Source organism: Flavobacterium sp., from assembly GCF_027484705.1.
In the GTDB taxonomy this organism is placed as follows: Bacteria; Bacteroidota; Bacteroidia; order Flavobacteriales; family Flavobacteriaceae; genus Flavobacterium.
In genome coordinates this window covers 183,469-209,762 of the sequence record NZ_JAIXSL010000007.1, presented here as the reverse complement: position 1 = coordinate 209,762, position 26,294 = coordinate 183,469, and the positions used below count along the sequence as shown (strand labels likewise).

The window sequence follows — 26,294 nt, the reverse complement described above, 5'->3', positions numbered from 1 at the left end:
TTATTTATTTTCAGAAGCTCATCCTGCTATTCGCTAAATCTTTTCTGCCGAACGCCGGCAAAAAAGGATATCGCTGCTATCAGGGCTAGGGCAGCAGTTTCCAATTCAAAAGCGGTTATTCTTCTTCGTAATCTTCTTTATTGGCTTTCTTTTTTTCAAACGTCAATACTAAAGCCGGCAATACGAGCAGGTTCGCGAACATCGCAAAGAGCAGCGTACACGAAATGAGTCCGCCCAAAGCAATTGTGCCCACAAAACTCGACAGCGTAAAAATAGCAAAGCCGAAAATCAAAACGATTGAAGTGTAGAAAGTACTGATACCGGTTTCACGCAACGCACTCATCACCGATTTTTTGACTTTTCCGTTGTTCATCAACAAATCGTGGCGGTATTTGGCCATAAACTGAATCGCGTTATCGACCGAAATCCCGAACGCAATACTGAACACCAAAATCGTTGACGGTTTCAGCGGAATCCCGAAATAGCCCATCAATCCCGAAGTGATGCACAAAGGCAGAATATTCGTAATCACCGAAGCCATCACCATTTTAACCGAACGGAACAAATAAGCCATGAGTCCGGCAATCATCAGAATCGCAAAAATCAACGATTCGATGAGGTTGTCAATCAGGTAGGAAGTTCCTTTCTGGAACACGAGCGCTTTTCCGGTGAGCGTCACGCTGTATCGGTCTTCCGGGAAAATTTCTTTGATTTTGGTTTTGAGTTGTTTCTCAACGCGCGCCATATCTTCGGTGCCGATATCTTTCATAAACGTCGTGATTCTGGCATATTGTCCGGTTGAATCGACGTAGCTTTTCATTAGATTATCCTTTGTATTCTTCGTAGCATTTTTAGCGTATGACAAAATAAAAGCCTGTTCCTGAGAAGTCGGCAATTCATAATAATCCGGATTTCCGTTGTAAAAAGCCTGTTTAGAATACTTCACCAAATTGACGACAGAAACCGGTTTTGACAATTCAGGGATTTTCGAAATGGTTTCCTGAAGCTCGTCCATTTTCTTCATCGTGGAGAGTTTCATCACGCCTTTTTTGCGGTGCGTGTCAATCATGATTTCGAGGGGCATCACGCCGCTGAATTCTTTTTCATAAAAAAGTATATCCTTGAAAAACGAAGCGCTTTTGGGCATTTCGCCAATCAAACTTCCCGAAACTTTCATTTGGGTAACGCCGATGACGCTAAAAATTAAAAGCAATCCGTAGATGATATAAATGCGTGTGCGTTTGGTTTTGACAATGCTTTCAACCCAATCCAATAACGCGGAAATGTAATTTTTGCTCAAGTGGTACAAGTGCTTTTCTTTCGGTAACGGCATAAAACTGTATACAATCGGCACGACGAGCAACGTCAGCAAATACACTGTAATCACGTTAATCGAAGTCACCAAACCGAATTCAAAAAGCAGATCATTTCCTGCAATCATAAACGTCGCAAAACCCATCGCTGTGGTCATGTTAGTCATCAAAGTAGAAACTCCGATTTTAGAGATTACACGTTGCAAAGCCTTAGCCTGGTTGTTGTGCAGCTTGATTTCCTGTTGGTATTTGTTGATCAGGAAAATGCAGTTCGTAATTCCGATGACAATAATCAATGGCGGAATGATCGCGGTCAGGATCGTAATTTTATAATGGAACAATCCCAAAGTTCCGAACGACCACATCACGCCGAAAATTAAAATGAATATTGAAATGAAGGTCGCGCGCCAAGAACGGAAGAACAAAAAGAAAATCAGCGAAACCACTAACAGCGCAGCGCCTATAAACAGGCCGATTTCGCCTTTCATGTTCTCAGCATTAATCGTTCGAATGTAAGGCATGCCCGATACTCGAAGATCGATTTTGGTGGCTCTCTCGAATTTTTCTACGGCCGGAACCAGATTTTCGAGAATGAATGTTTTCCTGCGTTCGGTATTGACGATGCTTTTCTTGAGATAAATCGCCGAACGGATGCTGCCCGATTCTTTATTGAACAGTAAGCCTTCGTAAAACGGCAAATTATTAAAAAGTTCGTGTTTGATTTTTTGAAGGTAAGCCGCGTCTTTGGTTTGCGTCTGATCAATTAGCGGAATAAGTTGAAATTTTTGATCAATCGTGTCTTTTTCGAGTTTTTTGAGGTCGCTTAGAGAAACCACAAGTTCGACTTCGGGCGTATTTTTCAAACTTGTCATCAATTCACTCCAGGCGGCAAAGGCTTTGGGTGTGAAAAAAGTCGGGTCTTTAAAGCCAATGACGATGAGGTTGCCTTCTTCGCCGAATTTATTCAAGAAATCCTGATACTGCTGGTTGACGATATGTTTTTTAGGAAGCAAGTTCGCCTCGGTATACGTCATGCTGAGATTGCGCCACTGAAAACCCAGAAAAATGGTGATGGCTGCAATCGCGATTAGTATGGTGATTCTATTTTTAAGTATGATTCGGGCCAATTTTTCCCAAAATCCGACTTTTATGGTGTTTTTCATAAACGATGCAAAGAAGCGACAAAGGTAAATAAAACAAGAGAAAACCACTTCATCATTACGGGAGATTTATTTGTTTTTTTTAAGGATATTAAATTTGAGTTACTATTTTTTTGCCGTTATAATTTATATATTTGGTTTCGCATCTTTGCCCGCAATGAATAGCAAAAATCAGCACTTATTTGCTTATGAAGAATTTTAAGAATACCATTTTTTACATTGTTGTGACTGGCGGTTTTTCGGTACTGATTTACCTGATTTTGTGTCAGGGAAAATTCCTCGAAGCAGGACGAAACATCGTTGCGGTGAATTCTAACAAAACGCAATGGTCAGAATTCTTAGCCTCGATGGTGCACAATGTTCAGCATCCGTTGGCGATATTGCTTGCCCAAATCATCACGATTATTATCGTTGCGCGTTTCTTCGGCTGGATGTTCCGCAAAATCGGGCAGCCTACCGTAATTGGTGAAATCATTGCCGGAATCGTACTCGGGCCTTCGTTGCTAGGGATGTATTTTCCGGAATTTTCGGCAGCGTTATTTCCGGTAGCTTCTTTAGGTAATTTGCAGTTTTTGAGCCAAATCGGATTGATTCTTTTCATGTTCGTCATCGGGATGGAACTCGATTTAAAAGTACTGAAAAATAAAGCCAACGAAGCTTTGGTCATCAGCCATGCGAGCATCATCATTCCGTTTACTTTAGGTATCGGACTTGCTTATTTTGTTTACCATCGTTTTGCTCCGGCCGGAATAGAATTCTTGTCGTTCAGCCTTTTCATGGGCATCGCCATGAGCATTACGGCCTTTCCGGTACTCGCGCGTATTGTGCAGGAACGTGGCATTCACAAAACCAGAATAGGAACGATTGTAATCACTTGCGCAGCTACAGATGATATTACCGCTTGGTGTATTTTGGCGGCCGTTATCGCGATTGTCAAAGCGGGTTCATTCGTAAGTTCGTTGTATATCATCGGGCTTGCTTTTGCCTACGTTTTGATGATGATTTTTGTTGTTAAACCATTTTTGAAACGCATCGGCGATTTATACAGCACTAAAAACAAACTCAACAAACCAGTCGTCGCGATTTTCTTCCTGACGCTGATTTTATCTTCTTATGTTACTGAAATTATCGGCATCCATGCGTTATTCGGTGCTTTTATGACCGGAGCAATTATGCCTGATATTGCAAAGTTCCGGGCGATTTTCATCAATAAAGTCGAAGATGTTTCAGTCATCTTATTGCTGCCTCTGTTTTTTGTATTCACCGGATTGAGAACGCAAATCGGATTGATTAACGATCCTTATTTGTGGAAAATTACAGGATTTATCATTCTTGTAGCAGTGGCTGGAAAGTTTTTCGGAAGTGCTCTGGCCGCGAAATTTGTTGGTCAAAGCTGGAAAGACAGCCTCACAATCGGAGCACTAATGAACACGCGCGGGCTCATGGAACTCGTCGTGCTCAACATCGGTTTCGATTTGGGCGTATTGACTTCGGAAATTTTCACGATGATGGTGATTATGGCGTTGGTGACGACTTTTATGACCGGTCCGGCACTGGATTTAATCAATTACGTATTCAAGTCGAAAGATGTATACATTCCCGAGGAAACCGGCGATAATGACCGTAAATATAAAATCCTGATTTCGTTTGGGAACAATGAAAAAGGCCGATCCTTGCTGCGACTGGCTAACAGCTTGGTCAAGAAACAGAAAGAAACTTCAAGCGTTACCGCGATGCATTTGTCGTTGAGTGATGAAATGCACTCGTACAATCTCGAAGAGCAGGAACGCAAACGTTTCATGCCGATTTTGGAAGAATCGAAAGTGCTGCAGCAGGAAATCACAACCATTTTTAAAGCCACAGTCGATATCGAAACCGACATCGCAGACATTGCGAACCAAGGTGATTATGATTTGTTATTGGTTGGTTTAGGAAAGTCAATATTTGAAGGGACGCTACTCGGAAAAGTGCTCGGGTTCACGACAAGGATTATCAATCCCGATCGTCTGATTGATAAGTTTACCGGAAAAGAAGGCTTGTTCGAGAATTCACCTTTTGACGAAAGAACGCGCCAGATCATTTCCAAAAGCAAAATGCCGCTCGGGGTGCTCATCGATAAGGAATTACAGGAAGTCAAAAATGTATTCATGCCGCTGTTCTTTTCCGAAGACACTTTCCTGATGGATTATTGCCAGAAACTGATCTACAACAACAATTCGAATATTTCAGTACTCGACATCAACAATATGGTTAAGAACAATTTCGTCATGGAAAGCGCGCTGCATTCGCTTGAGGAAAAGTACCCTGACAATATCAATGTTTTGCAGGATCGTATCATGAAAAAGGAATTTTTAGCCAAACAGGATTTGATGATCATCAGCCTTGAAAGCTGGAAAAAATTAGTCGATTCTCAAAGTGTCTGGCTCAGTAACGTGCCTTCTGTCTTAATCCTAAAACCCTAATGAACTGGGCGTTGCTCGTCATTGCCGGATTATTTGAAGTCGGTTTTGCGACTTGTCTCGGCAAAGCGAAAGAAACTTCGGGCACGACCTCGACCTTATGGTTGTTAGGTTTTTTCATTAGCCTTTCCATCAGCATGGCGTTGTTGTATAAAGCCTCACAGACTTTGCCTATCGGAACCGCTTACGCCGTCTGGACAGGAATCGGAGCGGTAGGAACCGTCATCGTGGGCATTTTTATTTTTAAGGAACCCGCGACGTTTTGGAGGATTTTCTTTCTGAGTACTTTAATTGCCTCAATTATTGGGCTTAAATATGTTTCCAACCATTGATTGGTTAAAATCCCAAATCCCAGACGAAAGACAATTTCAACGCGATATTATCTTCAAAACGCGGCAACTGGTTCGGGCCATAACGGTAGAAACCTACAATCCCGAAACCGCTATAAATCTGATTGATTTCAAGTCCGGACTCGAAATAGCCTTTGTCCAAAGTCTTATATTCAAAACCGATATGCTGTTCTTTTTTGCGCAAATCGCCCCAAGCCATGCGCGTGACGAGCACGAAAACGGGTTTTGCTTTTCTGGAAATTCTAACTTTTCTGAAAGCGTGTTTGCCTTGCAAAGTCAAATATTGACTCGAGAAAAATTCATTGAAATACATCGTCTCAAAACTATTTTTTCCGGCAATCGTAATACGCTGCAGAATTTTGTCATCCGTCAAACTGTTTGGTGAAGTGCTGTATAAATGCGTCAGGGGAACGTCGCCAAACGCGTAACCAGCTTCAAGCAAGGCCGATGTTTTTTGTCCGTTGAGGTATTTTTTTTCGTATTCCGTACGGAAATCGATTTTGCCGAAAACGAAATCGTTCTGCAGCCATTTCGGAAGCGTTTGGGTGAACTGGAACGTAAATTTCGGGAAGCGTTTTTCTACTTCCAATCGCCCATCTTCGGTTTGCATATAATCACTGAACGGATTCCATTGCAGTGAAAATTGCGCCGTCGTCATATTGAATACTTGGTAAGTTTTGCCGTTCAGCAAGTATTGATAATTGAATTTGGGCTCAATCTGCGCATAACTCAACTGTCCGATACTTTCCGTTTTCGGGATGAATCTTGTCTCGAAATAAGCGCGCCAACTCTGATACGAATAAAACGTACTCACGTTGATTGGGCGAGGATTATACAACTTAAAAACCCTTTTATCGACGGCAAACGAAGTGCTACCAATCTCACGGATATCATCCGTATAAGAAGCGCCCAGCCAAGTGCTCGAATGGTTTCCGATGCGAATGGCTGCGCCAAGATTGTATTTATAATGCCCATCTTTGGTTCCGTAAGCGGTATAGCCATCGAGACGGAAAATCCTTGAGAACTGCTCGCTTGTTTTTCCACCGACGCCAAAACGGAACCCTTCGTAATTGTTATAACTGATGAGGTAGCGCAAATCGAAATCAAAATAACCGAAAGGCACATAGCCGTTGAGCACTTTTCTGCCGACGAATAAACGCTTTTCGATTTTCTGTTTGCTGACCAGGCTGTCGAGCGCGATGTAAGTGCGTTGGCTGCGCAAATCCAAAGTGTCTTTTCGGTAACGGTTCCAGAATTCCTCGTCTTGGTTTGGGGCGTCTTTCTTGACTTCCATGAATAAAAACGGATCCCTGATCTTGACCGGAATGTTCTGATGAATATCCAACAGGCTGCTTTCTGAAATCAAATAAGTAAAATCGGAAGCGACTTTTTTTCGCGTGTCATCGGTATTGTCGTCATCGGCATCAAACGGAAGCGTTTCGCCCAAAATCCGGATGTCGTAATTGTTTTTGCCTTTGACAATCTTGAAAACCTTATGCACAGGAAACCAAATTTTTTCGTCGGGCAGGTATTCAAATTCGTGCGTGCCGCTGATGTCCAAAAGGCCTTTGATGCGCATAATCGCTTTGTTGACGGCGAAATTTTCGGCGTCGATGTAGAGCACACCTTCAAGTCCGGCAGCTTTGCTTTTCTTGCGGTTTTTGAAATAAATCATGTAGGTTTTCCGTCCCTGAACCGAAATGCTGTCGAGCATCTTAAACCGGTATTGCTGGTAAGTATGGTCGGCGATTGGGCTGTTGTATTTCGTTTCGAACAATTCGTATTGGTTGTCGTAAATCGAAAAGGATTGCAGGTTGAACGCGAGGATTTCATAAATCGGATGTTTGAAACCCGACATTTTGGTGCCGAGAATCGTTTCCTTAAAACCTTTGTCGTTGAATTGGAATTGCGAGATTTTCTCGGTCTGGAACAAATGCTGCTTCGTGATGACTTTCTTGAATTTATAATCCGAAGAATCGATTTTGGGCTCCTTTTTACCGAAGGCTTTTTTGATGTAAACCGTATCGATTCTGCCATCGATGGAATCCGGGTTTGCAGTAATCAGCAATTTGTTGTACGCCTTGAATTCGAAAGTTTTTAGTTTCTGAAGCGGATTGTTTTGGGCTTTGTTTCGAATGGTTTTGCGAATAACTTCGAGTGCAGGATTTTTGTTGGAAACCACCACTTCATTCAAATCGTAAGCTATCGGATTTAATAAGATGCTGAAGAATTTCTTCTCATCATCAAGCGAAATTTCAGCGGAAGTGTAACCTGTATATGAAAATTTTAAAACGCATGTTTTTTCTTTTGAAGCTATCGAAAATTTCCCGTCGACATCACTAATACTGTAATTTCCGTCTTGCACTATCGAAACAAACGGAAGCGGTTTTTTGGTGTAGCTGTCTTTGATGATGCCATTGACGTGAAATTGCGCCTGACCCGCAAGCGATAACAACAACAATAGCCAATAGCATTTTTTCATGGTTACGGGTTCGAAATCAAATCAGAGTCGATAAAGGTAGGCAAAATAAAAAAATCCGCCTTGTTCTTTAACGCGACGGATTTTTTTGTATAGTGTGAAGTTAGACTTTCATAATCTCGGCTTCTTTGATCGCGAGATGTTCGTCTATTTTTTTGATGTAAGCGTTCGTGAGGTTCTGCACTTCTTCTTCCGCCGATTTGCAAATATCTTCTGAAGTGCCTTCTTTTTCTAATTTTTTGATGTCGGTATTGGCATCTTTTCTTGCGTTTCTAACGCCTATTTTGGCATCTTCAGCTTCTGTCTTGGCTTGTTTAGTCAAATCGCGACGGCGTTCTTCGGTAAGCGGTGGAACGGTGATGATGATGATGTCGCCGTTGTTCATAGGATTGAAACCGATATTGGCGACCATAATGGCTTTCTCAATCGGCTGCAACATACTTTTTTCATAAGGCTGAATCGTAATCGTTCTGGCATCGGGAACGTTGATGTTCGAAACCTGCGCCAACGGTGTCTGTGAACCGTAATAATCTACAAACACGCTGCCCAACATGGCTGGCGAAGCTTTTCCGGCACGGATGTTTAGAAATGATTTTTCTAAATGCGCAATCGAACCGCTCATGGATTCTTTGGTGCTGTCTATGATAAATTCAATTTCTTCGGTCATATTTTGGATTTTGAGACTGTAAGACTGTAAGATTTTAAGACTTTATCTCAGAACGAACTTATAGTCTTGTGATCTTGCGATCTTATAATCTATTACACATTAACTACGGTTCCTATATTTTCCCCGTTACAGATTTTCAATAGATTCCCTTTTTGGTTCATATCGAAAACGAGTATCGGTAATTTGTTTTCCTGGCTTAAGGTGAACGCTGTCGTGTCCATGACATTGAGGCCTTTCTTGAGTACGTCTTCAAATGAAATGTAATCGAACTTGGTGGCTGTCGGGTCTTTTTCCGGATCGGAAGTGTAAACACCATCGACACGGGTTCCTTTCAGAATCACGTCGGCATGAATCTCCACGCCACGTAAAACGGCAGCGGTATCGGTAGTGAAATAAGGATTTCCGGTTCCGGCACCAAAGATTACGATACGGCCTTTTTCTAAGTGACGCACGGCTCTTCTCTTAATGTACGGTTCGGCAATCGCCTCAATTTTCAAAGCGGTTTGCAAACGCGTCAGCATGCCTTTGTCTTCAAGCGCGCCTTGCAAAGCCATCCCGTTGATGACCGTTGCGAGCATTCCCATATAATCGCCCTGAACACGGTCCATACCATTGCTGGCTCCGGCAACTCCTCTAAAAATATTGCCGCCTCCGATCACAATGGCAATCTGAACGCCCTGGTCATGGATTTGTTTGATTTCGTCGGCATATTCGGCCAAACGCGCCGGGTCGATTCCGTATTGTCGGTCGCCCATCAACGCTTCACCGCTTAATTTTAGAAGAATTCTTTTGTACTTCATTACTTTATTTATTGAGTTGTGCAAATATAGTTATATTCTCTTTTCGTGAAATAGTCTTTGTAAAAAATATATCAGAAGTTTACGGCATCTATACCGCATTTTCGATGACATAAATCAGTTTTTGATAGCGTTTTATAGGTAACTTTGTACTATCAAAATCTGCCCTTATGAAAGTTGCCGTAGCCCAAGGTTTGTTGAACAGCCATTCGTATGTAAAATACCGCGATATCGTTTCGGGATTATTATCCCAAGGAAAAGTCAGCGGTCACGAACAATCACAAGATTTACTGCATTATACAGAATTGAATGAAGCCCGGATGAACCGTCTAGATAAGAAAATGGTCGTCACCGAAGACAACATTCAAAAATTACTGAACCTTAAGAAACATTATATCTGGTTGGTATTGGCCGAAGGTTGGTGTGGCGATGCAGCGCAGCTGTTGCCGATTATGAATAAGATGGCCGCTTTTTCTACACACATCGATTTGAAAATCGCGTTCCGTGACGAAAACGAAGCGCTGATGAACCAGTTCTTGACCAACGGAAACAAAGCGATTCCCAAGTTGATTGTACTCGATACCGATGAACAAAAAGTATTGGGAAGTTGGGGCGCCCGACCCAAAGGCGCTTCAGATTTAATCAAAAGCTACAAACTACAATATGGTGTAATCGATCAAACTGCCAAAACCGAACTGCAGTTGTGGTATTTGCATGACAAAGGCATCAGTACCCAAAATGAAATTGCCGATCTTATGTTGCAGTGCGAGCAACTGAATCTTCAAACAAAGTAACGTCCATCGCGTCTTTGACGTCGAATTCTCCGATTTTGGTGCGGCGCAAAACAATTAGGTGCGCTCCGGAATTTAAAGCTTTTCCAAAATCAAACGCGAGCGAACGGATGTAAGTGCCTTTGCTGCAAACCACTCGAAAATCAACTTCTGGAAGTGCAATTCTTGTGATTTCAAATTCGTGTATGGTAGTTTTTCTCGAAGCGATTTCTACCGTTTCACCAGCGCGCGCATGTTCATACAAACGCACACCTTCTTTTTTGATTGCGGAAAAAATAGGCGGTTTCTGGTCGATTTCATCTAAGAATTGCTCAATGGTTTTGTGGATTAGTTCATCATCGATATGTGAAGTTGGGAAAGTTTGGTCGATTTCTGTTTCTAAATCATACGAAGGCGTAGTCGCGCCTACATAAAAAGTGCCTTTATATTCTTTGGCCTGGCCTTGCAGTTCCGTGATTCTTTTGGTGAATTTTCCGGTGCAGACGAGTAGCAAACCTGTCGCTAAAGGATCGAGCGTACCAGCATGACCGATTTTAATTTTCTTGAGGTTGAATTTGCTTTTCAAAACCCATTTCATCTTATTGACTGCCTGAAACGAAGTCCAGTGCAAAGGCTTGTCGATGAGCAACACCTGTCCGTTTTGAAAATCTTCGGCTGTCATTAAATTACGCTCAAAGGATGAATGAAAAAGTGGATCAGCAATAAAGCAACACCCACAATAATTCTATAATATCCAAATACCTGGAATCCGTTTTTGCTCAAATAACCGATGAAACTTTTGATCGCCAAAAGCGCGACGATGAACGCCACAACGTTTCCGATGATCAACAAATTAACCTGATCGTGCGTCAATACAAACCCGTCTTTATAATAATCGTAACATTTTTTGACCGTTGCGCCCAGCATGGTTGGAACCGCCAAAAAGAACGAGAATTCCGCCGCCGCCGTACGCGAAAGTTTCTGCGACATTCCACCCACGATACTCGCGCCGCTTCTCGAAACGCCCGGAATCATCGCCAAACACTGGAATAAACCGATTTTAAAACCTTTCATATAAGTGATTTCTGTATTCTCGGAATTGCCGAACCAATCGTCAACTTTCAATAACAGCATTCCACCTAACAATAACGAAACCGCTACCGTGACAGGGTTTTCGAGTAAAGCGTCGATTTTTTTGCTGAACAACAATCCAAACACAACTGCGGGAATAAAAGCTATAAAGAGTTTAAAGTAAAATTCCAAAGTCTGGAAAAACCGTTTGAAATATAGAACAACGACTGACAAAATAGCGCCAAGCTGAATCACAATCGTAAACAATTTCGTGAATTCGTCGTGCTCAATCCCAAAAAAGGAACTCGCGATGATCATGTGGCCGGTAGAGGAAACGGGTAAAAATTCTGTGATGCCTTCAATGATGGCGAGAACGAGTGCTTGTAGTGTATTCATTTATGGGGATTTGAGACTTTAAGATTGTATAATAACAATCTATTTTTCTTTTTTAGGAGTTTTCAATATTGAATAAATCGTAATCCCAAACCCAATCAAAACCATGGTCGGAGCAAGTCTGATTCTTCTGAAATCAAAAACAGATTCGTTAAATACTTTCGGGTCATCGCTTCCGCCGCCTGACATCAGGATGAATCCCAAAGCAATCACGACAATACCAATCAAAAGGATTTTATAATTGACCTTGTCAAATAGAAATTCTTGCTTTTCCTGTTCTTGTTCTTTCATAGTCTAAATTCGTAATTCGTAATTTTTAATTAATACAAATCGTCGGTTCTGAGATTCAAAAAGCGCTGCGTAGCGAAAAAAGTACTGATCCACGACAGCAAAATGCCCAAAGTCAAAACGCCTAAAAGCACCATTCCGATTAATAGCTGATCTTGCAATATGCCTAAGCCTGGAAAGTTAGTGTTGATGTAAAACAAAGTACCAATCAAAGCCAAAACCGCCAAAACCGAAGCGATAAATCCTAAGCGGATGCTCTGCCAAATGAACGGTTTTCTGATAAATGATTTCGTCGCCCCAACCATCTGCATGGTTTTGATGATGAATCGGTTTGAGTATATCGAAAGTCGCATCGAACTGTTGATGAGCAATACTGCAACAAGCGCTAAAATTCCGCTGATAATCAGAATCCACATACTGACTTTATTGATGTTGTCGTTCACCAAACTCACGAGTTGCTTGTCATAAACCACGTCCGAAACCATTTCGTTCGCACGGAAACGGCTTTCTATTTTGCGGATATTTTCAATGTCTATATAATCCGCTTTGAGATGGATATCAAAAGAATTCTGCAATGGGTTTGCGCCCAAAAACGTCATGAAGTCTTCTCCGATCACGTCCGTGTGCTGTTTCGCAGCTTGTTCCTTAGTCACATAGTCGCTCGATTTCACGAAGCGCGCCACTTTCAATTCGTTCGCAAAAGCCGTCGTCACGCTGTCGGTCGCTTCGCCTTTGAAGAATACGGTCATCACAATCTCTTCCTTGAAATCGTCCGACAATTTCTTAGAATTAATCACAAAAAAACCTAAAATACCAAGAAGAAAAAGTACCAGAAACATACTCAGTACCACCGAAAAATAAGAAGAAATCAACCGGCGCTTTTGAAACTTTTCGTAAGAAGAACTCATAAATGTTGTTATTATGGCGTAAAAATAATAAAGAATTTGTTTAATCACAGTTTCTAACGCCCAAAGTTTTGTCTTTCGTACAATAAACGTAAATTTGCGTTCGGTTTTCAGGAGCAGCACACCAGTTTTCCCAAGAACCGCAGTCCCGCTTTACGCTACAATCTTTTGCGCCGAACCCCGGCACAAAAGGATAACCGCTGCAATCGGGGCTAATTTTTGAGCGTATTTTGCTACCAATAACGCAGCTTACGACTTGATCCAAACGAACAGTAAAATAAATAAGTGCTCTTGTTAAAATGAGCAAAACTCAGGCACTCAGGCACTCAGGCACTGAGGCACTTTAAAATGAAATACAATCCAAACCAAATCGAAGCCAAATGGCAACAATACTGGGCCGAAAACCAAACTTTCGCTGCAAGTAACCATTCTGACAAGCCTAAATATTACGTACTCGACATGTTTCCTTATCCTTCAGGAGCAGGTTTGCACGTTGGGCATCCGCTGGGCTATATCGCTTCGGATATTTACGCGCGTTTCAAACGCCACCAAGGCTTCAACGTGTTGCATCCGCAAGGCTACGACAGTTTCGGATTGCCCGCAGAACAATACGCCATCCAAACCGGACAGCATCCAGATAAAACGACCAAAGAAAACATCGCGCGTTACCGCGAACAACTTGACAAGATCGGTTTCTCATTTGATTGGAGCCGCGAAGTCCGCACATCCAATGCCGATTATTACAAACACACGCAGTGGATTTTCATCCAATTGTTCAACTCGTGGTACAACAAAAATGCTGACCAAGCTGAAGATATTTCAACCTTGACCGCTGAATTCGAAAAGCATGGAAATGCTAATGTCAACGCCGTTTGTGATGACAACATTGCGCCATTTTCAGCAACAGAATGGAATGCTTTTTCACCCGAACAACAACAAAAAGTATTACTCCAATATCGCTTGACGTATCTCGCCGAAACCGAAGTTAACTGGTGTCCGGCACTCGGGACCGTTTTAGCGAACGACGAAATCGTCAATGGTGTTTCAGAACGCGGCGGCCACCCCGTAATCCGCAAAAAAATGACCCAATGGAGCATGCGCATTTCGGCTTACGCTGAACGTTTGCTGCAAGGTTTAGATACCATCGATTGGAGCGAAAGCATCAAAGAAAGTCAACGCAACTGGATCGGGAAATCGGTCGGCGCGATGGTCACTTTCAACTTAAAAGAACACAACGCATCCATAGAAGTTTTCACAACGCGTCCAGATACGATTTTCGGAGTAACGTTTATGACACTTGCACCGGAACACGAACTCGTTTCACAAATCACGACGCCCGAACAAAAAGCCGCTGTGGAAGCTTACATAGAAAAAACCGCCAAACGTTCCGAGCGCGAAAGAATGGCCGATGTCAAAACGATTTCTGGTGTTTTTACCGGCGCTTATGCCGAACATCCGTTTACGAAAGAACCGATTCCGGTCTGGATTGGCGATTATGTGCTCGCAGGTTACGGAACCGGAGCTGTCATGGCTGTTCCCGCAGGAGATGAAAGAGATTATGCGTTTGCGAATTTCTTCAAAGGACAAAACGGCATGCCGGCCATCAAAAATATTTTTGCAAATGTCGATATTTCACAGGAAGCTTTCGGTTCAAAAGACAATGTTGAATTGGCGAATTCCGATTTCCTCAACGGATTGAATTACAAAGAAGCCACGAAGAAAGTCATCGCCGAGCTCGAAAAAATCAACCAAGGCAAAGGCAAAACCAATTACCGTTTGCGCGATGCTGTGTTTTCAAGACAAAGATATTGGGGCGAACCTTTCCCGGTGTATTATGTCAATGGTTTGCCGCAGATGATCGATAAGGTACATTTGCCTATCGTATTGCCCGAAGTGGAAAAATATTTGCCGACCGAAGACGGACAGCCGCCGTTAGGTAACGCCACAAACTGGGCTTGGGATAGTGTTCAGTGTGCAGTGGTTAGTAATCAGTTGATCGATGACAAGACCGTTTTTCCTCTAGAACTCAACACCATGCCGGGTTGGGCGGGAAGTTCGTGGTATTGGATGCGTTACATGGACGCACACAACGAAACCGAATTCGCAAGCAAGGAAGCTTTGGATTATTGGCAGAACGTAGATTTATACATCGGCGGTAGCGAACACGCGACTGGACATTTGTTGTATTCGCGTTTCTGGAATAAATTTTTGAAAGACAAAGGATATGCTCCGACGGAAGAACCGTTTAAAAAGTTGATCAATCAGGGGATGATTTTGGGGATGAGTGCTTTGGTAGGACGAAAAATTGGGCATTTTAAGATATCGATTTTTGATAATTCATTGAGTGATGAATTAAAAAGAAATCCAATCATGGAAGCCACAAGTATGCAAACAGCAGTTTTTATATCAAAAGGGAAATTGCAATCTGGTACTTTATCTGGCGGTGATATAGATTTGTCGTCATGTGATGAAACCTTAAAAGAAATGGCTCATAAAAACTTCGAAAGAATATTATCAAATAGCTTTGGACTCACTGAAAGTCAATATGTAGAGGTTGAATTAATTGGTTCAGATTTTCAAATGATTCACACAGATGTATCTTTTGTAAACGCTTCAGATGAATTGGATGTTGAATCTTTTAAAAATTGGAGAGAAGAATATAAGGAGATTGATTTTATTACCGAAGATAATGGCAAATTTATAGTTTCACGTGAAGTTGAAAAAATGTCCAAGTCGAAATACAATGTAGTAACTCCAGACGATATTTGTGATGAATACGGAGCTGACACGCTCCGCCTATACGAAATGTTCCTCGGCCCGCTCGAACAAGCCAAACCATGGAATACTGCCGGAATTACAGGTGTTTTCGGTTTCCTTAAAAAACTATGGCGTTTGTATTTCGATGAAAACGGTTTGATTGTCACCAACAACGAACCGTCGAAAGACAGTTTGAAAACCTTACACAAAACGATTAAGAAAGTAGGCGAGGACATCACCAATTTTTCATTCAATACTTCGGTGAGCCAGTTCATGATTTGTGTCAATGAATTGTCGGCGCAGAATTGTCATGAACGCGCAATCCTCGAACCGTTGGCGATTTTGATTTCGCCTTACGCGCCGCATATTGCAGAAGAATTGTGGAGTCAGTTAGGGCATTCGGGTTCAATATCAACCGTAGCATTTCCTGAATTCGATGCGAAACATTTGGTCGAAAGCAGCAAAGAATATCCGGTGTCGTTCAATGGAAAAATGCGTTTCACTTTAGAGTTGCCGCTCGATTTAACCGCGGCGCAAATTGAGGAAATTGTCATGAAAGACGAGCGTACCATCAAACAACTTGAAGGCAGAACGCCAAATAAAGTCATTATCGTTCCTGGGAAAATTATCAATCTTGTGGGGTAAAACCTGACAAAATTGCACGAATGTTAACACAAACCAAATTGGCTTGTAATTTGACAGCGAATTTGTACTTTTAATTTTTAAAACAAACAAACTATGTATTTGATATTAGCAGGTCTATTGATGTTGTGCAGTTGGTTGGTCAGCAACCGACTCAAGAACAAATTCGAATTGTATTCGAAACTCCATTTGCAAAACGGCATGTCCGGAAAAGAAATCGCGGAACGCATGCTCGCCGATCACGGCATCACCGATGTTCAGGTGATTTCCGTCGAAGGGCAACTTACCGACCATTACAATCCGGCGGACAAAACGGTCAATTTGAGTGAAGCGGTTTACAACCAAAGAAATGCTGCAGCTGCTGCGGTTGCCGCTCACGAGTGCGGTCACGCGGTGCAACATGCAACGGCTTACAGTTGGTTGGAAATGCGTTCCAAACTCGTTCCGGTAGTTTCGGTAGCTTCAAGTTATATCCAGTGGGTTTTGATTGCGGGGATTTTGATGGTGCGTACGTTTCCATCCTTGTTGTTGGTGGGCATTGTGCTTTTCGCCGCAACGACTTTGTTCTCACTGATTACGCTTCCGGTAGAATATGATGCGAGCAATCGCGCATTGGCTTGGTTAGAAAACAAACAAATGCTGAACCGCGAAGAACAAGCGGGTGCGAAAGATGCCTTGAAATGGGCGGCCAGAACGTATGTTGTCGCAGCGATTGGTTCTGTCGCCACTTTGATGTATTATGTGATGATTTACATGAACAGAAGGTAATTTGAAAATGAGATAATTTGAAAACTTGAAAATGAAAATCCGCGATGAAAGTTGCGGATTTTTTTTCGTAGTCGAATACTAATTTTAAAATTGTCTCATTTCCAAATTATAATTGAATTTGCCTGTCAATTTGTTGGTCTAAAGAAATAAACGTTTCCGTTCTTGAAACGCCTTCAATCGCCTGTATTTTGGTATTGAGCAATTGCATCAAATGTTCATTATCGCGGCAAATAATTTTTATCAGGATCGACCAATTTCCTGTCGTATAATGACATTCGAGCACTTCGGGAACTTTCTTAAGTTCGCGCACGGCTTCTGAATTCTTCGCGGCTTTGTCTAGGTAAATGCCCACGAACGCCATCGTGCTGTAGCCTAAAACTTTAGTGTTGACAATAAATTTCGAACCGGAAATCACGCCGGCTTGTTCCAGTTTTCTGAGCCGTTGGTGAATCGCAGCGCCGGAAATTCCGATTTTATTGGCGATTTGTAAGATGGGTTTTCTGGCGTCTTCCATAAGGTCGCGCAGGATTTCTTTGTCGATGCCATCGATTTCTATTTGCAACTGGTTTATCTTCATGACATTTCGTTGTTTAAAGAACTATAAAACAAGCTAAAGCTTGTGTACCTCAAGCCCGCAGGGCTTGCACCTTTTAATTTCAAATCATCAATTTCTATTTGTAGGGAATTGATTTTCATTCGGCTTTTTTATTGTTTTTAAAGGACTCATGCAGTCGCTACGCTTGTGTCGTAAGTTGGAATTTGAAACCAAAAATACGATTTTGATTTTAATTTGATAGAAAAAGCCACGCTTCGCTTTGGACACGCTTCGCTTAAGATTGTTAGACATCAAAAATAAAAATCCTGTTTCTGACGTATTCAAAAACAGGACTGTCTATTGTCTAAAGCCCGCAGGGCGCGTCCTAAGCGAAGCGTGTCCTGAGCCGCAGGCGTGTCACTTACAAACTCATATGATCCGGATTGTAACCCACATAAGGCATTTCCGTTTCTTTGAAATGAATGCCGAACGTTTCGAGTTCGTTTAGAATTGGCAAATACACTTCCTTGTTGATAGGCAATTGCACGCCCGGCGTTTTGATGTTGCCGTTGAGAATCTGCAAAGTCGCCATAGCCACCGGTAAGCCTACGGTTTTCGCCATCGCGGTATACGTTTGATCATCGCCGATGCAGACCATTTTCGAATCGATTTGTTTTTGGATGCCGTTGATTTCGTAACCGAATTTGTGGTACATCACGATCATATCTTTGTCGTGTTCTTCTAAAGTCCAGCTGTCGGTCAGGATTTTTTCGAGGATTTGCGCCGGTGATGCGTCTTTGAGCCCGACGATTTTGTTCTTGTTGAATAAATCGAGTTCCAGCAGTTTGTCCCACATGATGTCGTCTTGTTCGAGGCCAAGTTGCAAGCGCAATTTGATTTCAACGGAGTCCGTCGGATGATAAGGCAAAAACAAATTGACGAATTCGCGGTAACTGATGTTTTCAGAATTGTCGATTTTGTAGCTGTCATCAGTCATGCCGAGTTGGACGAACATATTCCAGGCTTTGGAGTAACCTACACGGCGGATGGTTCCGCGGTATAAAGTGAGCGCTTCGTCTAGTCCGTAAACCGATCTGTATTTTAATGAATCCCGGTTGGCATAAGCTTCAAATCTGCCGTAGCCTTCTACTTCGAGAAACTCCGTTCTTCTGAATAATTTGTGGTACGGAATGTACTTGTAGGTGCCTTCCTGAATGAATTTCGCCGCGCCACCTTGTCCGGCCAACACTACATTTCTAGGTGCCCAGGTGAATTTATAATTCCATAAGTTGGTGTCAGATTCCGGAGCAACAAGCCCACCGCAAAACGATTCGAATAAAATTACTTTACCGCCTTTGTCGCGGATTTCGTCAATGACTTTCATCGCGCTCATGTGGTCGATTCCTGGGTCGAGGCCAATCTCGTTCATAAAGATGAGGTTATTCGCTTTGGCTTCAGCATCGAGTTCCTGCATGGCGTCGCTAACATAAGAAGCGGTTACCATGTGTTTTTTGTATGTGATGCAGTCTTTCGCGACTTCAATGTGCATGTGTGCCGGAAGCATCGAGATGACGATGTCGGCTTTCTCAATTTCGATCTTACGTTGCGTTTTGTTGAAAATATCAAAAGCAATCGCGGTGGCATTTTTGTGGTGGTTGGTTTTGCGCTGGGCGAGTTCGAGCGATAAATCGCCTATGGTCAGGTGAAGGTTTTCAGCTTCCGATTTGTTCAATAAATATTGAATTAAGGAAGAAGCCGAACGTCCGGCACCGATAATCAGGATGTTTCTCATGGTCTATGCTAAATTGTCCCCAAAGGTATGAATTTGTTGAAATAAAAAAGCCCACCGAAGTGAGCTTTAAAACAGATATCGCAGTATTTGCGTTGCATGTTATTCTAAACCTTCGAGATCCTCAAGATCTTTGAGGTCTTCTTTTTTAGATTCGACTTTCTTTTGTTCGAATTGGTCGTCTTTTTCGATTTCATCAGGAATCATGGCTCTTACGATCACCACCGCCAAAGTTAATCCCGCCACAATCAGCAACCATTTCGGCACTGCTTTGTCATCGGGTGCCGATTTGTAATAGGCGATGCCTCCAAAGATCAATGACAAACCTATAGGTAATATGCCTAAAGTTCCCATTGGTAAAATCGCAAATACAATTCCTAGAATTGCAAAAATAAAGGCTAAAACAATTAATGTCTTTCTCATAATTATAGTCCGGTTGCGTTAGTTAATGTCATTTGTCCTGTTCCTACAGGAATGCTGAACTGAATCAAAGCAGGTACTTTGGCAGCATCAGCGGTTAGGTATATGATGTTCTTGTCGGTTCCTCTCAATTTATTGGTTTTAGCACCAATAGAAACTTTATAGCAGAGTTTCTTGCCTAGATTTCCGGCATTCACGGTTTCTGTTCCCATATATTTGGCAGAAACACCCATTTCTTTTTGGTCGAAAACCACGGTGAACGATTTGATTTGTCCGGGTTTCATTTTGCTGAAATCGATGTTGCGCAATAAGTATATCGTAGAAACCACATCACTAGTATTCGGTCCGATTTGGAAAGCGCTTTTAGATTCCGCCATGTTTTTTCTTTTGAGCGTGCATTCAATCGTATTGCCTTTGAAAATGTATTTCTCTTTTTTGGTGAAAGTGCCTTCCAAAATATCCCTTTTATATAAACTTGGCTTGAGCGTTACCGGATTCACATACGATTCGTAGCTGTCGCGGATCTTAAAAAAAGTATCCCATTTGCTGAAGGTTCTGGCTTCGCAGTTCAGATGCAGCAAAGTATTTTTAGAAGTTTTCACGGTTTCGGTTTCCATGGTTACCTGCGCGAGCTGTGTCATGAGTCCGCTCATGTTATAAGAAGCGGCGTATACAAATTTCTCTCCTGATTTTACCGTTTTATTGGTTTGGGCACTGATCAGTCCTGTACATAAAATAGCTGTGATCAATAATAATTTTCTCATACTGTTTTGATTTTTAAAATGCAAATGTAATATTTTTTTTTTAGGAGCTAAATCCCGCTTTACACTATATCTTTTCCCGGCTAAAGAAGCCGGAAAAAGGATGCCGTTCCAAATGGCTAGCATTCACTGAACTCCGCTGACAAATATAAGTTAAGTGAAGTAATCGGGGCTAAAAAACCCGAAATTCCTTTGACGTCTCCTCTATAACAGATAAATTTACCGCTTAGTATAACACGACCAAAAATGGACAGAAAAATGATTTCGACCGCGGCGTTTTTAGGAATGACCGCCATTGTTTTAGGTGCTTTCGGAGCCCATGCTTTAAAAAAAGTGCTGAACCTTGAGCAACTTAGTACTTTCGAAACCGGCGTCAAATATCAAATGTACCATGCGCTGTTTTTGTTGTTCGTTGGCTTGTCATCAAATATCGCCGAGCAAACCAAAAAAGTAATTTACTATTTCGTCGTTACAGGCGTTGTGTTTTTTTCGGGTTCCATTTATCTGTTGGCTACCGATGATTTGAACAGTTTCAATTTCAAAACCATCGGATTCATCACGCCGATAGGAGGATTATTATTGATCATCGGCTGGTTGTGGCTTTTCATCGATTTTTGCAAGAAAAAACGATAATATTTTGAGAATATAAATCTACATAAAATATTATTTTTACTTTTGTCCTTTATTTAAAACACACCACAAACTCATTTCTATGGATAATTACGCTCAAATTACGAAATCGATTTCGTTAGAAAAGTACGGAATCAAAAATGCAGCAGAAGTTATTTACAATCCTTCGTTCGACTTTCTGTATCACGAAGAACTTAAACCATCCTTGCAGGGTTTCGAAAGAGGACAACTCACAGAATTAGGAGCCGTAAACGTAATGACCGGAGACTTTACCGGACGTTCGCCTAAAGACAAATACATCGTAAAAGACAGCATCACCGAAAATACCATTTGGTGGAATTCAGACAAAGCGGTCAATGATAACAAACCCATCTCACAAGACACTTGGAATGCCCTAAAAGAAACAACTGTCAACCAACTTTCAGGAAAAAGACTGTTCGTAGTGGATGCTTTTTGCGGCGCCAATGAAAACACAAGACTTAAAGTTCGCTTTATCATGGAAGTGGCCTGGCAGGCGCATTTCGTGAAAAACATGTTCATTCGTCCAACCGAAGAAGAACTCGAAAATTTTGGTGAACCTGATTTCATCGTGATGAATGGTTCTAAAACCAGTTTCAAGGATTACGCAGCGCATGGTTTGAATTCCGAAGTCTACGTTGCGTTCAACCTGACTGAAAAAATCCAGCTCATTGGCGGAACCTGGTACGGCGGAGAAATGAAAAAAGGCTTGTTCTCGATGATGAACTATTACCTACCACTTAAAGGAATCGCTTCGATGCACTGTTCGGCCAACAAAGGAAAAGATGGCGATGTTGCGGTTTTCTTCGGATTGTCCGGAACAGGAAAAACCACTTTGTCAACGGATCCGAAAAGAGAATTGATTGGCGATGACGAACATGGTTGGGACAATGACGGCGTGTTCAATTTTGAAGGCGGCTGTTATGCCAAAACCATCGACTTGAGCAAAGAAAACGAACCGGATATTTACGAAGCCATCAAAAGAGACGCTTTGTTAGAAAACGTAACGGTTGACGCCAATGGTAAAATCGATTTTAAAGATGGTTCGGTTACGCAAAACACACGTGTTTCCTATCCAATCAATCACATTCACAATATTGTAAAACCGGTTTCTAAAGCGGGCCATGCTACGAAAGTGATCTTCTTGACTGCTGATGCTTTTGGTGTGATGCCACCGGTTTCTAAACTGACGCCAGAGCAAACCAAATACTATTTCCTTTCAGGATTTACGGCAAAATTAGCCGGAACCGAAAGAGGCGTTACGGAACCGCAACCGACTTTCTCAGCTTGTTTCGGAAAAGCGTTCTTATCATTACATCCAACGCAATACGGACAAGAACTCGTTAAGAAAATGGAGCAGCACCAAGCCAAAGCTTACATGGTCAATACTGGTTGGAACGGAACAGGAAAAAGAATCTCTATTAAAGATACCCGCGCAATCATCGACGCCATTTTAGACGGTTCGATTGAAAAAGCCGAAACCAAAATGATCCCAATGTTCAATTTTGAAGTGCCGACTTCGCTTCCCGGAGTGAATGCCGCCATTTTAGATCCGAGAGATACATATGCGGAAGCTTCAGAATGGAACACCAAAGCCGAAGATTTGGCCGCGAGATTCATCAAAAACTTCGCACAATACACAGACAATGCTGAAGGGCTGAATTTAGTAAAAGCCGGTCCGCAGGTATAAACAATTCTTAACCAAACGGTTATCATCATCGGTTTTTGAAGTTGAATAGTATATTTAATTTCAGAAACCGATGTTTTTTGTGCTATAAACTCTGCATAACGAAAACGTTTTCTGTTTCGGGATTCAGAATTTGAGGTAAGAAATGCTACGAATACGATGGGTTTTTTAGCAAGTTTCTGCCATATTCTCAAATCGTATTTCGGGTTATGGTTTGTTGCAGTGAATTTATTTACTTTGCCTCATAATTCTAAAAATGAAATAGTTATGTCAGTAAAAAAACAATTTATAAAAACGAAAGCGGTTTGCAAAGTAACTTTTACAGTAGATGCAAAAGAAGCAAACACCGCAGCAGTAGTTGGTGATTTCAACAACTGGAATGCAAAAGAAGGCGAATTGAGCAAACTTAAAAACGGTACTTTCAAAGGTGTTTTTGATGTGAATAAAGACGCTTCTTACGAATTCAGATATTTGATCGATGGCGCTTTTGTAAACGAAGTAGAAGCAGATTCTTACCGTTGGAACGAATTTGCAGGTGCTGAAAACAGCGTATTGGAAGTATAATTTTACGATACAAAAAACGAAAGCCGCTTCATTCCTTAAGGCGGCTTTTTTATTTTAAATGGATTCGGGTTTTATAGTTTTCCCAAAAAGCTCAAATCACTTTCGCTTGCCCATTCTTCGGGCGCTTGGTTTTTTCTGAACAAACGAGCGGATAAATTTCCTTTGAGCGTAATCTTTTCTCCTTTAACGTCGAGCCAGCTTCCTTCGCGCAAGCCCAAAACGGGAACCGTATTAAAAGCATGGAATTCCTTGATTCTCGTTTCGCGCGTTTCGCCCATATGCTTTGAATTCAGGTCCGGATCGAGGTAATGTGGATTCAGGTTGAACGGAATCAACCCTAAAGTATCAAAACTTGGCGGATAAATGATCGGCATGTCATTAGTAGTTTGCATCGTCAAACCGGTAATATTGCTGCCCGCACTGCAGCCGAGATAAGGCGTTCCGGTTTTTACGGTATCCGCTAAAACGTTCATCAGATTGTTTTTATACAGCTGAAAAACCAACAGGAAAGTATTGCCGCCGCCAGTAAAAATTCCTTCCGCCTGCGTGATGGCTTCTTTCGGGTCTTCAAATTCATGAAGGCCTTTTACCGCAATATTGATTTTGGAAAACGCGTTTGCTACTTTAGCGGTGTATTCTTCGTGTGAAATTCCACTTGGTCTGGCGTATGGAATGAATAATAATGTCTTACAATTTTTAAAATGCATTGTCAATTCAGGCAATAAATATTCTAAATAACCACCGCCATGTATAGTAGAAGTGCTCGCAATAATGAGGTTTTTCATAGGCAATTTTTGATACGTTTTGATGATGAAACCCTTTAGGAAAATCATTCGTTTAGAACGCCGTTAAATTAACATAATTTATCAAATCTTTGGCAATCTGTTAGCAAGGTTTGGGTTACTTTTATTTTTTTATTGAAGTTGGTGCTCAGGTTGAATTTAAGCGTTTGATTTCAGGAATAATCGCGTTTAAATCACTAACTTTAGATAAAAGTTAAACATCAATTCCTATGAAAAGTACTATTACAATGCTCGTTTTTTTCCTGATGAGTCAAATCGGTTTCGCACAGTTATCGTCTCGGAAACTCCTGCGCGGACAAGTCGTGAATGATTCGGTAAAAGTGGAAAACGTCGTCGTTTTCAATGTCAATGCAAGAACAGGAACCATCGCCAAATTTGAAGGTGCGTTCGCCATTACCGCCAAAGAAAATGATACGCTGGTCTTTTCGAGTCTGATGTTCCGCTCCAAAAAAATGGTGCTTACCAAAGAAGATATGGAGCAGGATGTTGTCAAAATAACTTTACAAAGCCTTACCAATCAATTAGCACAAGTAAATGTAGATCAAAGCAAAATCAAAAGTCCTATTAAAAATTCACAGGAAGCGGTCGATACTAAATATTATGGTGACGCCCAATCTTCCCCAAAAAACACTGTGATGCCCAACTATAATGTTATCGAAAATGGTGTTGATTTTGTGCGTATGTATAAAGACGTTCTCAAAGTGCTGCGCAAAAAGAATCCGAAGAAAAATGATTTCACCACGAACGTCAGTTTCACGGAAGCAGTGATGAACAGAGTCAGTTATTCGTTTTTCAGCAACAGCCTCAAACTCCGAAATGACCAGATTAAGCTTTTTCTGGTGTTCAGCGAAAATGATCCTAAATCCGGAGTAGTCCTTAAAAAAGCCACCGATTTCGAACTCATGGATTTCCTGGTCGGAAAAAACAATGAGTTCAAGAAGATCACGGCGATCCAAAAATAACCCGAAACATTGCCTGTGCCCATCAAGAACCTACATATCTTATTTTTTCTATGGCTGACACAAGCTATTTTCGCACAAACCACAAGCGAAAAACTATTGGTCGGAAAAATCGTTTCTGAGAATTTGGCCGTCGAAAAAGTCAATGTTTTGAATGATACTTCGGGAAAAGCCACAGTGACCAACGAACAAGGATTCTTTACCATTCCTGTAAAAGTCGGTGATGCTTTGGTGTTTTCTGCGGTTAATTTAGAAACGAAACGAAAAGTAATTCATGAAGAAGATTTGGTGACGGAGCAAATCCTGATAAAAATGAGTGTCAAAATGACGCCGCTCAAAGAAGTCAAGGTCAATGAAAATTCCAATATCACCGCGGAAAATCTGGGCATCATTCCGCACGGCCAAAAAAAATATACGCCTGCCGAAAGAAGGTTCAACGAAGCCACAACTGGCGGCGGACTTGTTCCGCTGAATCCTATACTTAACGCGATTTCTGGCCGCACAACAATGCTGAAAAAAGAAATTCAGGTGGAGAAAAAAGAAAGATTGCTACTGCAACTTGACGGTTGGTTTGAAGAAGATTTTTATGTCAACAGCTTAAAAATTCCCGCTGATTATATTAAAGGATTTCATTACTTTTTAATTGAAGACACTGATTTTGTTCGCGCCCTAAAAGTCAAAAACAAAACCCTAACGAAGTTTCTGATTAAAGGATTGGCGTTAAAATTTAAGGACACGTTATCCGTAGAACAGAAATAAGTATTTTTGGCTCATGAGAAAAATATTGGTTTTAGGAATGATTTTGTTTGTGACGTTGTCGTCATTCGGCGTGCATAAATTTTACATTTCGATTTATCAGATCCATTTTGTGCCTCAAAAGAAAAGGATCGAAATCACCACCCGAATTTTCATCGACGATCTCAATAAAGCGCTTCTGACCAAGTACGCCAAAACCACGCATGTCGGCGAAGCTGAAGAAACGCCCGAAGATGTGGCTTTGATGAACCAATATCTTGCGGAACATTTTACAATCAAAGTCAACGGCAATAAAAAGCCTTTTATTTTTATGAGCAAAGAGCTCGAAAATAATGTCGTGATTGGTTATTATAAAGTCAATGATATTGCTAAAATCATCTCGCTTGATATTAAAAATACAAGTTTGATGGAAGTGTTTTCCGAGCAGCAGAACATCATCCAAACCAACTTCAACGGAAAAAAGCAAAGCCTTTTGCTGACTAATGAAAATACCGCTGGCGTGTTAAAATAATTTCCTTTGCGCATCAATTTCCAAAAAACGCCTACTTTTAGC

24 protein-coding genes are annotated in these 26,294 nt (G+C 41.6%); 11 read left to right on the top strand and 13 right to left on the bottom strand.

All coding sequences use genetic code 11. The features are described from left to right. Positions 1-115 precede the first annotated feature (115 nt). A complete protein-coding gene (locus Q0058_RS03010; RefSeq protein ID WP_298221255.1) occupies positions 116-2,476 on the bottom strand; it encodes an MMPL family transporter in 2,361 nt (786 codons plus the stop codon). A 185-nt stretch (positions 2,477-2,661) separates the two neighbouring features. Here Q0058_RS03010 and Q0058_RS03005 point away from each other — a divergent pair, with 185 nt between their 5' ends. After that, positions 2,662-4,935, top strand: coding sequence for a cation:proton antiporter (locus Q0058_RS03005; protein WP_298221254.1), 2,274 nt, complete (start codon positions 2,662-2,664; stop codon positions 4,933-4,935). Beyond that, positions 4,935-5,264, top strand: coding sequence for a multidrug efflux SMR transporter (locus tag Q0058_RS03000; RefSeq protein ID WP_298221253.1), 330 nt, complete (start codon positions 4,935-4,937; stop codon positions 5,262-5,264). The genes Q0058_RS03005 and Q0058_RS03000 overlap by 1 nt, the downstream gene beginning before the upstream one ends. 4 nt (positions 5,265-5,268) lie before the next feature. Here Q0058_RS03000 and Q0058_RS02995 read toward each other — a convergent pair whose 3' ends face one another. From Q0058_RS02995 to pyrH, 3 genes are all read right to left on the bottom strand, one after another. Next, positions 5,269-7,764 (bottom strand): DUF5686 family protein, encoded by a 2,496-nt coding sequence (locus Q0058_RS02995; RefSeq protein WP_298221252.1) that lies wholly within the window; start codon positions 7,762-7,764, stop codon positions 5,269-5,271. 100 nt (positions 7,765-7,864) lie between these two features. After that, positions 7,865-8,428: a ribosome recycling factor gene (gene frr, locus Q0058_RS02990; protein WP_298221251.1), complete on the bottom strand. Its 564-nt coding sequence runs from the start codon at positions 8,426-8,428 to the stop codon at positions 7,865-7,867. Positions 8,429-8,520: 92 nt separating this feature from the next. Further along, positions 8,521-9,228 (bottom strand): UMP kinase, encoded by a 708-nt coding sequence (gene pyrH, locus Q0058_RS02985; RefSeq protein ID WP_298221250.1) that lies wholly within the window; start codon positions 9,226-9,228, stop codon positions 8,521-8,523. 167 nt (positions 9,229-9,395) lie between these two features. On the opposite strand from pyrH, the gene Q0058_RS02980 reads away from it, so the two are divergent. Then, the gene (locus tag Q0058_RS02980; protein ID WP_298221249.1) at positions 9,396-10,019 is read left to right on the top strand and encodes a thioredoxin family protein; all 624 of its coding nucleotides are present in this window, start codon (positions 9,396-9,398) and stop codon (positions 10,017-10,019) included. Here Q0058_RS02980 and truB read toward each other — a convergent pair. The 4 genes from truB to Q0058_RS02960 are packed head-to-tail and all read right to left on the bottom strand — an operon-like array spanning position 9,979 to position 12,655. After that, positions 9,979-10,677, bottom strand: coding sequence for a tRNA pseudouridine(55) synthase TruB (gene truB / locus Q0058_RS02975; RefSeq protein WP_298221248.1), 699 nt, complete (start codon positions 10,675-10,677; stop codon positions 9,979-9,981). The genes Q0058_RS02980 and truB overlap by 41 nt on opposite strands. Then, a complete protein-coding gene (locus Q0058_RS02970; protein ID WP_298221247.1) occupies positions 10,677-11,462 on the bottom strand; it encodes an undecaprenyl-diphosphate phosphatase in 786 nt (261 codons plus the stop codon). Before Q0058_RS02970 ends, truB begins: the two co-directional genes overlap by 1 nt. Positions 11,463-11,501: 39 nt before the next feature. After that, the gene (locus Q0058_RS02965; RefSeq protein ID WP_298221246.1) at positions 11,502-11,750 is read right to left on the bottom strand and encodes a DUF3098 domain-containing protein; all 249 of its coding nucleotides are present in this window, start codon (positions 11,748-11,750) and stop codon (positions 11,502-11,504) included. Between the two features lie 29 nt (positions 11,751-11,779). After that, complete coding sequence (locus Q0058_RS02960; RefSeq protein ID WP_298221245.1) at positions 11,780-12,655, bottom strand: permease-like cell division protein FtsX; 876 nt, start codon at positions 12,653-12,655, stop codon at positions 11,780-11,782. A gap of 345 nt (positions 12,656-13,000) precedes the next feature. On the opposite strand from Q0058_RS02960, the gene Q0058_RS02955 reads away from it, so the two are divergent. Together Q0058_RS02955 and Q0058_RS02950 are read left to right on the top strand one after the other, a co-directional pair. Then, complete coding sequence (locus Q0058_RS02955; protein ID WP_298221244.1) at positions 13,001-16,054, top strand: class I tRNA ligase family protein; 3,054 nt, start codon at positions 13,001-13,003, stop codon at positions 16,052-16,054. A 93-nt stretch (positions 16,055-16,147) separates the two neighbouring features. Beyond that, positions 16,148-16,819: a zinc metallopeptidase gene (locus Q0058_RS02950; RefSeq protein WP_298221243.1), complete on the top strand. Its 672-nt coding sequence runs from the start codon at positions 16,148-16,150 to the stop codon at positions 16,817-16,819. A 106-nt stretch (positions 16,820-16,925) separates the two neighbouring features. On the opposite strand, the gene Q0058_RS02945 is transcribed toward Q0058_RS02950, so the two are convergent. The 4 genes from Q0058_RS02945 to Q0058_RS02930 all read right to left on the bottom strand — a co-directional run bounded on the left by Q0058_RS02945 (position 16,926) and on the right by Q0058_RS02930 (position 20,327). Beyond that, complete coding sequence (locus tag Q0058_RS02945) at positions 16,926-17,396, bottom strand: Lrp/AsnC ligand binding domain-containing protein (protein ID WP_298221242.1); 471 nt, start codon at positions 17,394-17,396, stop codon at positions 16,926-16,928. 379 nt (positions 17,397-17,775) lie between these two features. Then, positions 17,776-19,146, bottom strand: a complete 1,371-nt coding sequence (locus Q0058_RS02940; protein WP_298221241.1) for a saccharopine dehydrogenase C-terminal domain-containing protein — start codon at positions 19,144-19,146, stop codon at positions 17,776-17,778. 99 nt (positions 19,147-19,245) lie between these two features. Beyond that, positions 19,246-19,566, bottom strand: coding sequence for a hypothetical protein (locus Q0058_RS02935; RefSeq protein ID WP_298221240.1), 321 nt, complete (start codon positions 19,564-19,566; stop codon positions 19,246-19,248). Between the two features lie 2 nt (positions 19,567-19,568). Further along, positions 19,569-20,327 (bottom strand): DUF3108 domain-containing protein, encoded by a 759-nt coding sequence (locus Q0058_RS02930; protein WP_298221239.1) that lies wholly within the window; start codon positions 20,325-20,327, stop codon positions 19,569-19,571. A 243-nt stretch (positions 20,328-20,570) separates the two neighbouring features. Between Q0058_RS02930 and Q0058_RS02925 the strand changes: the two genes are divergently transcribed. From Q0058_RS02925 to Q0058_RS02915, 3 genes are all read left to right on the top strand, one after another. Next, positions 20,571-20,957, top strand: a complete 387-nt coding sequence (locus Q0058_RS02925; RefSeq protein ID WP_298221238.1) for a DUF423 domain-containing protein — start codon at positions 20,571-20,573, stop codon at positions 20,955-20,957. Positions 20,958-21,036: 79 nt separating this feature from the next. Then, positions 21,037-22,662 (top strand): phosphoenolpyruvate carboxykinase (ATP), encoded by a 1,626-nt coding sequence (gene pckA, locus Q0058_RS02920; protein WP_298221237.1) that lies wholly within the window; start codon positions 21,037-21,039, stop codon positions 22,660-22,662. A gap of 264 nt (positions 22,663-22,926) precedes the next feature. Next, positions 22,927-23,223: an isoamylase early set domain-containing protein gene (locus Q0058_RS02915; protein ID WP_298221236.1), complete on the top strand. Its 297-nt coding sequence runs from the start codon at positions 22,927-22,929 to the stop codon at positions 23,221-23,223. Positions 23,224-23,294: 71 nt separating this feature from the next. Here the strand turns inward: Q0058_RS02915 and pepE are convergent, their stop codons facing one another. Beyond that, positions 23,295-24,008, bottom strand: a complete 714-nt coding sequence (gene pepE / locus Q0058_RS02910; RefSeq protein ID WP_298221235.1) for a dipeptidase PepE — start codon at positions 24,006-24,008, stop codon at positions 23,295-23,297. Positions 24,009-24,235: 227 nt separating this feature from the next. Between pepE and Q0058_RS02905 the strand changes: the two genes are divergently transcribed. Genes Q0058_RS02905 through Q0058_RS02895 form a run of 3 tightly spaced genes read left to right on the top strand, consistent with a single transcriptional unit; the run spans position 24,236 to position 26,252 of the window. Then, positions 24,236-24,988 carry a hypothetical protein gene (locus tag Q0058_RS02905; protein WP_298221234.1) on the top strand — a complete coding sequence of 251 codons (753 nt, stop codon included), beginning with the start codon at positions 24,236-24,238 and terminating at the stop codon, positions 24,986-24,988. A gap of 15 nt (positions 24,989-25,003) precedes the next feature. Then, on the top strand, positions 25,004-25,744 hold the full coding sequence (locus tag Q0058_RS02900; protein WP_298221233.1) for a hypothetical protein: 741 nt from the start codon (positions 25,004-25,006) through the stop codon (positions 25,742-25,744). A gap of 13 nt (positions 25,745-25,757) precedes the next feature. Then, complete coding sequence (locus tag Q0058_RS02895; RefSeq protein ID WP_298221232.1) at positions 25,758-26,252, top strand: DUF6702 family protein; 495 nt, start codon at positions 25,758-25,760, stop codon at positions 26,250-26,252. Positions 26,253-26,294 lie beyond the last annotated feature (42 nt).